This is a genomic window from Chloroflexus islandicus (assembly GCF_001650695.1).
Classification (GTDB): Bacteria; Chloroflexota; Chloroflexia; order Chloroflexales; family Chloroflexaceae; genus Chloroflexus; species Chloroflexus islandicus.
The window spans coordinates 1-11,880 of sequence record NZ_LWQS01000065.1; the positions used below are offsets into that span (position 1 = coordinate 1).

At 63.6% G+C, this 11,880-nt stretch carries 7 protein-coding genes; 3 read left to right on the forward strand and 4 right to left on the reverse strand.

Annotation, left to right across the window (positions count from 1 at the left end):
* The first annotated feature begins 257 nt into the window (after nucleotides 1-257).
* The 3 genes from A6A03_RS13010 (at nucleotide 258) to pgl (ending at nucleotide 5,954) form a co-directional block, all read left to right on the forward strand.
* Nucleotides 258-3,629 carry a flippase activity-associated protein Agl23 gene (locus A6A03_RS13010; RefSeq protein ID WP_066789063.1) on the forward strand — a complete coding sequence of 1,124 codons (3,372 nt, stop codon included), beginning with the start codon at nucleotides 258-260 and terminating at the stop codon, nucleotides 3,627-3,629.
* Entirely contained in the window at nucleotides 3,626-4,615 is a 990-nt protein-coding gene (locus tag A6A03_RS13015; protein ID WP_066789066.1) for an aminoglycoside phosphotransferase family protein, read from the forward strand. The genes A6A03_RS13010 and A6A03_RS13015 overlap by 4 nt, the downstream gene beginning before the upstream one ends.
* A 598-nt stretch (nucleotides 4,616-5,213) precedes the next feature.
* Nucleotides 5,214-5,954, forward strand: a complete 741-nt coding sequence (gene pgl / locus A6A03_RS13020) for a 6-phosphogluconolactonase (protein WP_066789069.1) — start codon at nucleotides 5,214-5,216, stop codon at nucleotides 5,952-5,954.
* A gap of 89 nt (nucleotides 5,955-6,043) precedes the next feature.
* Here the strand turns inward: pgl and bchL are convergent, their stop codons facing one another.
* The 4 genes from bchL to bchN form a co-directional block, all read right to left on the reverse strand.
* The gene (bchL, locus tag A6A03_RS13025; RefSeq protein ID WP_066789072.1) at nucleotides 6,044-6,862 is read right to left on the reverse strand and encodes a ferredoxin:protochlorophyllide reductase (ATP-dependent) iron-sulfur ATP-binding protein; all 819 of its coding nucleotides are present in this window, start codon (nucleotides 6,860-6,862) and stop codon (nucleotides 6,044-6,046) included.
* Nucleotides 6,863-7,012: 150 nt separating this feature from the next.
* On the reverse strand, nucleotides 7,013-8,299 hold the full coding sequence (locus tag A6A03_RS13030) for a Coenzyme F420 hydrogenase/dehydrogenase, beta subunit C-terminal domain (protein WP_066789075.1): 1,287 nt from the start codon (nucleotides 8,297-8,299) through the stop codon (nucleotides 7,013-7,015).
* Complete coding sequence (locus A6A03_RS13035) at nucleotides 8,296-9,951, reverse strand: ferredoxin:protochlorophyllide reductase (ATP-dependent) subunit B (RefSeq protein ID WP_066789079.1); 1,656 nt, start codon at nucleotides 9,949-9,951, stop codon at nucleotides 8,296-8,298. The genes A6A03_RS13030 and A6A03_RS13035 overlap by 4 nt, the downstream gene beginning before the upstream one ends.
* 12 nt (nucleotides 9,952-9,963) lie before the next feature.
* Nucleotides 9,964-11,241, reverse strand: a complete 1,278-nt coding sequence (bchN, locus tag A6A03_RS13040; RefSeq protein ID WP_066789089.1) for a ferredoxin:protochlorophyllide reductase (ATP-dependent) subunit N — start codon at nucleotides 11,239-11,241, stop codon at nucleotides 9,964-9,966.
* Between the last annotated feature and the right edge of the window lie 639 nt (nucleotides 11,242-11,880).

Genomic DNA, 11,880 nt, shown 5'->3' on the forward strand with positions numbered 1-11,880 from the left:
TCCGACGAGGGGACAGGGCGGGCGAGCGGCCCGCGCTCCGGCGAGGGGACAGGGCGGGCGAGCGGCCCGCGCTCCGACGAGGGGACAGGGCGGGCGAGCGGCCCGCGCTCCGGCGAGGGGACAGGGCGGGCGAGCGGCCCGCGCTCCGAGGGGAGGAACAGGCGGGCAAGCGGCCCGCGCTCCGAGGGGAGGAACAGGCGGGCTGGCGGTCCGCGCTCCGATGATATGAACGAGTTAACGGCGCTTATCTTCGTTTTATGGCGACACAAACACTGACAACCGAAACGTTGCTCGATCGACGCTTGCGGGCCGGCTGGCTGCGTTGGGAGACGGCGCTCTATGCGTTGATTATATTGGCCAGCGTGATCGCCCATCTGTGGGGGCTTGAGCGTATGGCCCTCCACCACGATGAGTCGATCCATGCGTGGTCGAGCTGGCGGCTCTACAGCGGCGCGGGAGCGTTCTCGTGCTGGAGCGGTCTTGATGAGAATGGCAATCCCCGTGGCGGGGTGTTTCACGAGACCTACTGCTACGATCCGGTTTACCACGGCCCGTCGCTCTACTTCCTCACTGCGCTGGCCTATTTTCTGTTTGGCGATGGCGATGCGCAAGCTCGTTTGCCAATGGCGCTGGCCGGGATTGGGTTGGTGGCATCGGCGTGGTGGCTGCGGCCATACCTTGGCCGGGCCGGAGCCTTGATTGCGGCGTTCTTGCTCGGTTTTTCGCCGGCGTTGCTCTACTACACCCGGTTTGCCCGCCACGACGGCTTGATGGTGTTGTGGGAAGTGTGGATGGTGATCGGCGCGCTGCGCTGGATCGATACCGGCAAGCGGCAGTGGCTGTACTTGACTGCGGCGGGGTTGGCGCTGGCGATTGCCACCCACGAGCTGTACTATATCTTGCTGTTTATTTTTGGCATCTTTGTGCTGATGCGGTTGCTGGCCGAAAGCCGGTTTGCCCGTTATCTCAACATCGTGCTGCTGGCGGTGATCGGCCTCTGTGTGATGCTGATGCTTGTCAACCCGCCGTTGCCGTTCGGACGCGGGTTGTACATCGGTGAGAAGGCGTTTCTGGTCGCTTCGGCCTTGGTGTTGGCATGGCTCTGCCAGCGCCTGTGGCCGCCGGAACCGATCTTGACCACGCGCCTCCGTCTGCTCTGGCAAAAGGATCGTCCGGCGCTTTGGACGGCGCTGGCGATTTTGGCCGGTATTTATCTTGTTCTTTACACTAGTTTCTTCACCTATCTGCCCGGCGCCATTGATGGCATCACCGCCGGTTTGATCTACTGGCTGGGCAGCCAGCAAGAGTATGCCCGCGGCGATCAGCCGTGGTATTACTACCTGATGTTGCTGCCGCTGTACGAACCGCTGGCCGTGCTGAGCGGGATCGGCGTGGTGGTTGCGATGATTGTGGCGGTTGTCCGGCGGTGGTTGGCGGGCCGGCGTGTGGTGCGACCGGCGGCGAAGGAGGCCGCGCAGGATGCGGCTGATGTTGACGAAACCGCGCGTCTTATCGCCTTCGCGCCGTGGCCGCTCTACCCATTGCTGGTGGTGTTTTGGTTCTTTACCGCGATCATCATCTTTTCATGGGCCGGCGAAAAGATGCCGTGGCTGGTTGTTCACATGGCGTTGCCGGGGAATCTGCTGGCGGCATGGGTGATCGGGCGGATGATCGATCTGATCCGGCGCGAGCGGTCGCCGGTGCACATCTGGCTCATCCCGCTGATTGTGATCTTGCTGGCGGCAGCGATCGGCGTGACCTTCTGGCGGTTGGGCAGCGGCGGGCCAAACGCATTTCTGCAAGCGATTATTCCGCTGCTGATTGTATTTGGCTTGATCTATGCGCTGCTCACCTTAATTGGGCGGTTGGGGGTCAAGCCGGTATTAGCAGCGTTGGGGCTGACGGTCGCAACCTTACTGTCGGCGTATATGATCCGCGCTTCGTGGTTGGTGGTCTATGACCACCCCGACGTGCCGATCGAGCCGTTGATCTACACGCAGACCGCGCCCGATGTGCCGCGGTACGCTGCCGACATCCGCGAGTTGGCGATCAATCTGACCCGCGGCAACCGTAGTCCGCAAGACACAACCGGCGGTTTGACGATGCCGCTCATTCTCGATGGCGGCGACCGCACCGCCGAGGGATCGCTGGCATGGCCGTTGCAGTGGTATTTGCGCGATTTCAAAAATATCGTTTGGGTTAACGGCAGCGAACTCGGTCGCGTGCCGTCGGTCGATCAACTCACGGTGACGATGCCGGACGGCAACCGCGATCTGGCGCCGATGGTCATGCTCTACCGGCCGTATGTTACCGACCGGCTACGCGACCTGTTGCGCGAGTCGTATGTGCAGCCCTACGGCAAAGCAGGCGTGTTCAATTGGTGGTTCCCCGAAGGCAGCAAATGCGCGCCGCGCAGCCCCGGTTATAAGCGGTTTTACTACAGCACGTGGTCGGCGGCAGCGGCGCAAGAGGATTGCGGACGCGACCTCAGCAGCGAATTGAACGGGCCGTTTGATGCGCTGTTGTGGCCATTCCGGCGCGAGAACTGGCCGGCGCTGGGCCGTTACCTGCTCTTCCGCCAATTGCCGGAGCCGCTGGTACCCGGCGCGCGCGAAGTAGAGGTGTGGCTGCGACGCGATCTGGCTGGCGGGGTGGGGCAGACAGCCACAACCGTGACCGCCGCGCCTACGCTGCGGCTCGCCGCGCTCAACGAGATCAGGTTGTCGAGCGGCAGCGGCGGTGCGACCGGGATTGCGCTCGACCGGCAGGGCAATATCTACGTGGCCGACACGCTCAACCACCGGATCGAGGTCTTTGGGCCGGATGGCACGCTGCTGCGCAATTTCGGCACGCAAGGCAACGGTCTCGATCAGTTCTACGAACCGCGCGGGTTGGCCTTCGATGGGCAGGGCAACCTGTACGTCGCCGATACGTGGAATGCGCGGATTGTGAAATACGACGCCGGGTTGCGTCCAGTGGCGAGCTGGGGCAGCGGCGATCTCGATCTTGGCGACGGGAGACGGGCGACGATTACCGAAGGCGATCCGGCCCGCAACGCTGCCGCGCCGCTCGGTTTCTTCGGGCCGCGCGGGGTGGCGGTTGACGCTGCGGGCAACGTCTATATCGCCGATACCGGCAACAAACGGATTGTTGTCACTGACAGCAACGGCAACTTCCTCTACCAATTCGGCGCCGCCGGTAGCGCCCCCGGCCAATTCAACGAACCGACCAGCCTTGCGCTCGATGCAGCCGGCAATCTCTACGTGGCCGATACGTGGAACGGGCGGGTGCAGGTCTTTACTCGCGCCGCCGATGGCCGGATCGATCCCATCCCGCTGGCGGCGTGGCCGGTGGCGGGTTGGCAAGCCAATACCTACGATGACCCGATGCTGGCGGTAAGTCCTGATGGGACGGTCTACGTGGCGGTGCCCTCGCGCCAGCACGTGCTGACGGCGAACGCTAGCGGCGAGGCGCTGTTGCGCTGGACGGGGGTGGGCAAGGATGGCGTGCCGATTGCCAGCCCCAGCGGGTTGGCGGTAGCGCCAGACGGCAGCGTCTGGATGGTGGATCGGATCGGCGGACGAGCGGCTCGCTTTAGTTTACCGGCACTAGCGCCGGCAACGCCATGATTGTTACTGACTTTCGCCATCTCAATCACTTCATCTCGCCGGCGGCGACCGAGCTGAGTGAAGCGTGGCAGCGCAGCTTGAGCCGGTTGGGTGACTACACCGGCATGGTGGTGCGAGCGTTAAACCTGCGCCCGCAAGCCGCAACGCTTTACCGGCAGACCGAGCGACATATTCTGGTGCGCCTGACCTTGCCCACTGAGCACGTCATCTTGCGGGTGGCGCCGGAAGATGATCTGGCGGCGCATGTGGCGTTCTTGCGGGGGATGGCGCTGGAAGGCGTGCCGGGAGCGCGCATCATTCACCGCGACTTGAGCAAAACCTTCGTGCCGTTTGCGTATACGGTCGAGAGTTTTATCGCCGGCCAGACGGCGGCGGAGCTGACTGATGATCACCTGCTCCACAGCATTGCTCGCCAAGCGGGGCGAGCCTTGCGGCGGCTGCACCGGCAGCGTATGCCGGGAGCGGGCCGGCCAACCATCAGCGGGAGGTGGCCGCGGCTAAACTGGCAGCACGTCTTGAAAGCGATTAGCCAGCGGCTGGCCAGCCCGCCGGCGCCGCAGTTGGTCTTTAGTGAGGCAGAGGCGCAGGCATTGCAGACGGCGCTCGCTGATCCGCGGCTCGCTTGCCCAACACCGGTGTTGATCCACGGCAACTTCGGCCCGCAGGCGGTGCGGTGTACGGTGGGAGGCCAGCACGTTCACTTAGAGGCGTTGGAAGAACCGGGTTGGTTCATCAGCGGCGATGGTTTGTTCGATCTGGCGTTTGGTTTGCGGGCGCACCTGCCGGCGGCGTGGCGCGAGGGTTTGTACGAGGGCTATTGCAGCGCCGGCGCGCTGAGCCAAGCTGAGCATGAGCGGTTGCAGGTGTTGCGTCTGCTGGCCTGTGCGTGGAGCGCCTGCGACCGATACGTGCGCGGGTTGCCGCACGAGGCCGACGCAGAAGCGGCGCGACAGATGCTGGTCGAGCTGGCGGTAGTGGGGGCATAGCCACGAAAAGCCACAAAAGCCACAAACAGTTTGTGAAGTGCGGCAGTTTGACTGCCGCACTCCATCAGGCAGGATCCGCGTAGCGCTCTCGTTCCCACCTGATGGTGGGTTCAAGAGCGGACAGAACATCGGTCTGGAACCCGGCCCTGAAGGGCCGGGCTACGGATACGAAGCCCGCTGCGCGGGCTGGGGGCATAGCCACGAAAAGTCACAAAAGCCACAAACAGTTTGTGGAGGGCGGCAGTTTGACTGCCGCACTCCATCAGGCAGGATCCGCGTAGCGCTCTCGTTCCCACCTGATGGTGGGTTCAAGAGCGGACAGAACATCGGTCTGGAACCCGGCCCTGAAGGGCCGGGCTACGGATACGAAGCCCGCTGCGCGGGCTGGGGGCATAGCCACGAAAAGTCACAAAAGCCACAAACAGTTTGTGGAGGGCGGCAGTTTGACTGCCGCACTCCATCAGGCAGGATCCGCGTAGCGCCCCCGCTCCTACCTGATGGCGGACGAGGGGGCGCCAGTTGCGGAGCCGGAGGTGAAGGTGAAATGGCGCATCGCAACGCCATTAATCCCGCAAGACCGCAAAGAAGGAATGATCCTATGACTCCACAGCGCACCATTGAGGTCTACGATAACGCCGATGAGCTGTACCGGGCAGCGGCGGCGCTGGTGGCCGCGCAGTTGGCGGCAGCGCTCAACGAGCGGGGGAGGGCGCTCGTGGCGCTGTCGGGAGGGAGTTTGACCACGCGCTTGTACCCGCTGTTAGCGAATCCGCCGTGGCGTGACCAGATTGATTGGGGCGGGTTGAGCGTGCTGTTCGCCGACGAGCGGTACGTGCCGTTTGACGATGCCGAGAACACCTACCGCGCCACCCGCCAAACATTGCTCGATCACGTGCCGGTGCAGGCCGATCAAGTCTTTCCGGCGCCAACCTACTACCGTGATCCTGAACAGGCGGCGGCGATTTACCAGCAGCAGGCAGCGGCGCTCTTGGCTGTGCATGGGGGCGCGTTCGATGTGGTGCTGCTCGGCATGGGGCCGGACGGCCACACCGCCTCGCTCTTCCCGCGCTACCCGGCGTTAACCGCGCCGGCGGATCGGCTGGTGGTGGTGGTGCGTGATGCTCCCAAACCGCCGCCGCTACGCTTGAGCCTGACACCGGCTGCGCTGAATGCAGCGCGCGCCGTGATCTTCGTGGTCAGCGGGGCCGACAAAGCGGCGGCAGTGGCGGCAGCGTTGGCGGAAACGGGTGATCCGCTCGACCAACCAACCCGCTTGATCCAGCCGGCGGAGGGAAAGATTTATTGGCTGCTTGATCGAGCGGCCAATCCACAGGGGTAAAGCCGCATAGCGGTGCGGTTCACGAGCAAGAGGGCAACGCAGCAACGCATAACACGTATGCATTGCTGCGTTGAACGTAGCTTAGATCATCACCGCCAGCCGCCGATCGCCTCGAAGATCGCGCGATCGTGGTAGGGGTTAGGAATGGTCGCTTCGGGTTGGGCGAGCAGATACTCAGCCATCTCCTCGAAGGGGCGGGTGCATTCCTCTTTGCCCGGCCCCTCCATCTCAAACAGGGTCTTGCCGGCGAGGCGCGAGCGGCGAATGAGGTCGTGATAGGGCACGCGCCCGATCACTTTGGTGCCAACCTTTTCGGCGAACTGGTCGAGCAGGGTGGTGCCGCCGAATTCGTAATCAACCCGGTTGGCGACAATGCCGGCCAGCTTGACTTTGTGGCGCTGCGACTTCTGCGCGATGGCGAGGCAGAGCCGGTTGGCGGCAAAGATGCTGTCGAAGTCGTTGCAGGCGATGATCAGGCCGTAGTCGGCGTAGTTGAGCGGAGCCGAAAAACCGCCGCAGACCACGTCGCCGAGCACGTCGAAGACGATCACATCATACTTGTCGTAGAGGCCGAACTCTTTCAGCAGCTTCACCGTCTCGCCGACGACATAGCCGCCGCAGCCGCTGCCGGCGGGAGGGCCGCCCGACTCGAGCGTATCGACGCCGGCAAACCCGGTGTGGATCACATCCTCTTTGCTGACATCTTCAAGATGGAAGTTCACGCTGTCCAGCACATCGATCACCGTCGGCTGGAGGTGGCCGGTAAGCGGAAAGGTGCTGTCGTGCTTGGGATCGCAGCCGATCTGAAGCACTTTGGCGCCTTTGAGCGCCATTGCCGCCGACAGGTTGGCCGAGGTGGTCGACTTGCCGATCCCACCCTTGCCGTAGATCGCGAGGATGAGGGACATGGACAACTCCTTCTCGTAGGCCGGCGATGCCGGCATCTCATGCCGAAAACCTAGTGAAGCTCATCACGCACAGGCGTGAAGGTGCGGTCATTTGTTCCCTCCCTCCACCCGCAAGCGGGTCGAGGGGAAGCTATTTACCAACCGGAGCGCCTACGCGGGTGGCGCTAACTCACGGCCAAACTCGCGCCGGTAGACATCGGCGTAGCGAGCCAGCGCGCGGTAGACATAACCGGGCACGATGCGGCGTTCGAGCCGGCCATGCCGTTCGCGCACGAATTGCAGATTGCGCAGCAGCTTCATCTCGATCACCGAGCGGGCGAATTCGAGACCCTTCGGCCCGCTGCGGCGCTGGATGAAGGCGACCAACTGGCGGATCGGCCACGGCGCGCGTCGCGGCGGTTTGCGCAGCATTTGGATATAGACCGGCATACCGCGGGTACGGTCGCCGCCGCTGATCGGCTCGCGCTCTTCGACGTACGGTCGCAGCAACTGGTAGAGTTCGGCCCCGCGCTCGGTACGGATGAGCGTCCACTGCCAGCGTTCAGTTGGCGGCAGCGGCGCCCCCATATAACCGATGGTCAGGTCGGACAACCCATTTTGGTAGTCGAAACAGCTCAGGCAGGCCGGCGGGAAGACGCCAAGCTCGCCGCCAAGCTTGCTGACATCAAGATCGACAAAGTTGACCTTCTCGATCGAGCCGTCTTCGTGCTTGAGCCAGATCCGGAAATCCTGCATAAACTCGTGGTGAACGACCGTTTCCGGCGAGCGCGAAACGACTTGCAAAAAGCGTTGCAAGTCGGGATAGGTCGTGTTGTCGGTGCAGGGAATTCCGATCACGTAGAGCCGTTCGAGACCGAGCTGATCCTCGATGGCGCGCAGGGCATGGACTTGGCAGCCAGTGCCGATGTAGGCGATCCGGCGCAGACCGGATTGCCGCACTTGGGTCAGGATATCGAGGGTCGGCGCGAGGCACGGCTTATTGCCGCGGGTTGCGCGCACCTCGTCGGGGGTGCGGGCCAGAATGGGCAGCGGCGCGAAGCGGGTGCCGGGAGCGGCGGCGGTGGTGATCACCCCCTCGACCAACCCGCGTTCGAGCAGCAACGCGCCGAGACTGGTGACCGCGCCGCTCCACTGGGCATCGGGCACTGGCGGGTTCATGCGAAAAACGCGCAGTTCACGATAGATACCGAAGAGCAGCTCATCGCCGTCGCGCCGGTTCCGCCCGTGCAGACGGCGTTCGATCTCCTCGGCGCGGTTATTGACGAAGACGCAGCTCTGCGCCATAAAGGGGCGCAACTCGCCGGTGCAGATGCCACAATCGCTGCACAGCTTGGGCCGGCCAGCCAACCGCTCTTCGCGGGCCAGCAGCGCGATTTCGGCCAACTGGCGCGGCGGCTGCGGCTGGCGCGGCGCTTTGGGCGAACGGGCGGTACTCATGCGCCAAGCTCCTCTTTGGCGGCCAGCAGCACTTGGGCGGTAATGACGGCGTGGCCGTGCTGGCGCGCATACTTCTCGACATTCCCCCGCACGCGCCCGCGCACGAAGAAGGGCACCTTCTTGAGCATCGCTTCGGCGTCAGCGGCCCAGACCGGATCGACCGGTGCGGCGGGGGCAGGTGACGGCGCGGGAGCAGCGACGGGAGCCGGTGCAGCCGGAGCGGCGACCGCTGCGGGTGCAGCCACTGTGGCGACCGCCGGTTCATTGACCGGTTTCGGACTCTCGGCGGCGACTGCCACCGGCGCCGGCTCAGGCGGTGCAGCGGTTTTGGCCTGCTCAGGGAGATCGAGTCCAGCATCCCCAAACAGATCAATCAGGTGCTTCTCCATGCCGAGCGTACAGGTCGTATAGACCTCATCGGCGATCACATCGGCGCCATCGAAGCCGAGGAAGGGGCGATAGGCGAGCAGGTGATTCTCGATGTGGGTCGGCGGCGAAATCACCATACAATTCAGATCGTAGCGGCGCGAGGTGTGGCGCTCCATCTGGGTGCCGCAGACCAATTCAGGGCGCAGCTCGGCGATGCGGGCCGCCACCGTCTGAAACTCATCGGTCACGAGCAGGTCATCGACATAGCCGGCCAACTGCTCGCGCACCCAATCGGCCTGATGCTTGACGTAGGTGCCGGCGCCGGCGATCGGCATGCCCATTTCGTCGCTGAGGAAGCGGGTAATACCGACCACGTGGGTGGCATCGCCGAACACAAAGGCCGGCTTGCCAGAGAAGCTATCCATATCGGCGGTGCGGGCCAGCCACGGCACGGCGGACGGGGCCGACATCCCATCGAGCGAAAAGGCGGTCAGCGGCGGCATCGGCACGTTAGCCCCAGCTTGGGCCAGCATCTCGCGCAGGCGATCGATCCAGCGCAAGGTGGGTTGGACGCCAATCGGCGCATCGAGCAGGGCCGGCACGCCAAACTGCTCTTCGAGGTAGGTGGCGGCGCGCAAGCCCAGCTCGCGGTACGGGGCGATTGTCAGCCACGCTGCCGGCAAGCGGCGCAGATCATCAATCGTCGCTCCCCACGGCGCAACCACGTTCACCTCAATGCCGAGCGTCTTGAGCATACGGCGCAGGCTGATCAGATCGTGGCGGGCATGGAAGCCAAGCGAGGCCGGGCCGAGAATATTGACGGTCGGGTGGGGAGTGCGGGGTTGGGGTTGGGCAAACCGCTTGACCAGATCGGTAAACAGGCTCTCGGCGGCGACAATCTCTTGCATGCGGTAGGGGTTGGCGTCGTAGACCATCACCTCGCACTGCAAGCCGGCATGCTTAGCGGCAATCTCAAGATTCTCTTGCAGCAAGATCGTCGAGCACGAGGCCACCACCACGATCAAATCGGGGCGAACGCGCTCTTCCACCTGCTTGAGCGTATCGGGCAAGCGGATCGTGCCGCGGGCCAGATCGGTGCCGCTGACCACGCTGGTCGTCATGGCCGGAAAGTTGGGCGTGCGATCGAGCATCGCGAAGATTGCATTGACATAATCGTCGCCCTGTGGAGCGTGAAAGACGGCGTGGACATTGCGCATGCTATTGGCGATCCGGCCAACGCCGTGATGGGCCGTGCCCTCGTACATCCAATACGCTAGACGCATGGATCATCTCCTCTATGACTGCAACGAGATGACGCCACCGGGGGAGCTAGGCATCATACCGGTCAACCAGATCGGATCGGAGCCGAGCGGATCGAGCTTGGAATGGCGTTCGAGGGCGCGGGTGAAGGATGTCACCAGCGCATTGACGCCGGCCCAACCGTGGATCGGCAAGAAGCAGTACTCGGTGCCCCACTTGGCAACCACGCCTTGGCCGACCAGCGGGTTGGTGGTGATGATATTCGAGATAATCAGGTCGGGTTTAGTTTCGGCGATGGTGCGCAACTGGCGATGGAAATTGGCCTGCTCGACCAGCCGCACGCCGTCAAGCGCAGCCAGCTCGGCAGCGTGGAAGCGGCGGTTGATATAGGGAGTCGAGCACTCGACCACCTCAGCGCCGCACGCTTTGAGGAAACGGGCCAGCGGCAGCTCCATCAGGGTATCGCTCGCGAAGAAAATCTTCTTGCCGCGCAGCAGATCGGTATGGCGCTTGATGCGCTCCCACGCTGCAGCTTCGCGATCGCTCAGATCGACCTTCATGCCAAACTGGGCGGCCAAATCCTCCCAGAAGCGGCGGGTGCCGTCGGGGCCGAACGGGAAGAGCGACGAGAGCACGGTGCAGCCGCGCTCGTTGCGCAGTTGGGTCGCGGTTTTGTGCAAGTAGGGTTGGAGCGGGGCGATGATCGTGCCCGGCCCGATCGGCGGCAACTCGTGGAAGTGGCTGGCGGGCAAGAACCCAGCCACCGGAATGCCCAGCCGGGCCGCTTCGAGCGAAAAATCATCGGCGATGGCGTCGTTGACCGAGCCGAGGAAGACGACGCGCTTATCTTCGGGCGGGGCCGGCGGGCAGAACGGGATGAGCGCCTGCAAGACCGAATCCTCGCTCTGCGAGAAGGTATAGTCGAGGCCGGAAGCGGGCACGAACAGCACCGGCACTTCGGGCGTGCTGACCGAAGCCGCCAACCCTTCAAACTCTACCTTCATCACTTCGGGCGTGCATGACGAGAGCAAAAAGATCACCGAGGGATGGTGCTCGCGCTTGATCTCTTCGATTTGGGCTGAAATATCGGGCTGCGACGAACTGAGATCCGCTTCTTCGAGCAACGAGACGGCAAAGCGCGGGCGGGCGAAGATCATCACGCCGAGCGTATTTTGGAGCAGGTGGGCACAGGTGTGGGTGCCAAGGATGAGGAAGAAGCTATCCTTGATCTTCTGGTAGAGCCAGCCGACGCTAACTAAGCCGCAGAACGAGTGGTAGAGGCCATCCTCGCGGATGGTGCTCGCCTTATGCATAGCGCCTCCTCGCACGGTGTAGTACCGATTTGGAACTACTGACTTTAATAACATTGTAGCATAAAAAGCAAGAAGGTGAAGTATAAACAAATCCAGTGCAAAATTAGTGCATAGGATGTAACAGCGATTGATATGGAGCGCCGCACGGCTGTGCAGTTTGACTGAGCCGCACAGCCGTGCGGCGTTCCCCCGGCGTACCGACACGCGGTTTGATGGAGCCGTGCGGCGGTGCGGCGTTCCCCCGGCGTACCTTCAAGGGCGGCCAGAAGCCCTGCGCGCAGATAGCGTTGATGGCGTTGCGGTGCGCTGGTTTGCCCTCACCCCCAGCCCCTCTCCCATTGGCGTTCAAGGGCGGACAGAACATCTGCTCCGGCACCCGGCCCTGAAGGGCCGGGCTAGGGTTACGAAGCCCGCTGCGCGGGCTGATGCCATCACCCCCAGCCCCTCTCCCACTGGCGCTCAAGGGCGGACAGAACATCTGCTCCGGCACCCGGCCCTGAAGGGCCGGGCTAGGGTTACGAAGCCCGCTGCGCGGGCTGATGCCATCACCCCCAGCCCCTCTCCCACTGGCGCTCAAGGGCGGACAGAACATCTGCTCCGGCACCCGGCCCTGAAGGGCCGGGCTAGGGTTACGAAGCC

What these genes read in the sequence shown, in the direction of transcription:
- A6A03_RS13010 (WP_066789063.1), top strand. Translation starts at nt 258, where the DNA reads ATGGCGACACAAACACTGACAACCGAAACGTTGCTCGATCGACGCTTG.
- A6A03_RS13015 (WP_066789066.1), top strand. Translation starts at nt 3,626, where the DNA reads ATGATTGTTACTGACTTTCGCCATCTCAATCACTTCATCTCGCCGGCG.
- pgl (WP_066789069.1), top strand. Translation starts at nt 5,214, where the DNA reads ATGACTCCACAGCGCACCATTGAGGTCTACGATAACGCCGATGAGCTG.
- bchL (WP_066789072.1), bottom strand. Translation starts at nt 6,862, where the DNA reads ATGTCCCTCATCCTCGCGATCTACGGCAAGGGTGGGATCGGCAAGTCG.
- A6A03_RS13030 (WP_066789075.1), bottom strand. Translation starts at nt 8,299, where the DNA reads ATGAGTACCGCCCGTTCGCCCAAAGCGCCGCGCCAGCCGCAGCCGCCG.
- A6A03_RS13035 (WP_066789079.1), bottom strand. Translation starts at nt 9,951, where the DNA reads ATGCGTCTAGCGTATTGGATGTACGAGGGCACGGCCCATCACGGCGTT.
- bchN (WP_066789089.1), bottom strand. Translation starts at nt 11,241, where the DNA reads ATGCATAAGGCGAGCACCATCCGCGAGGATGGCCTCTACCACTCGTTC.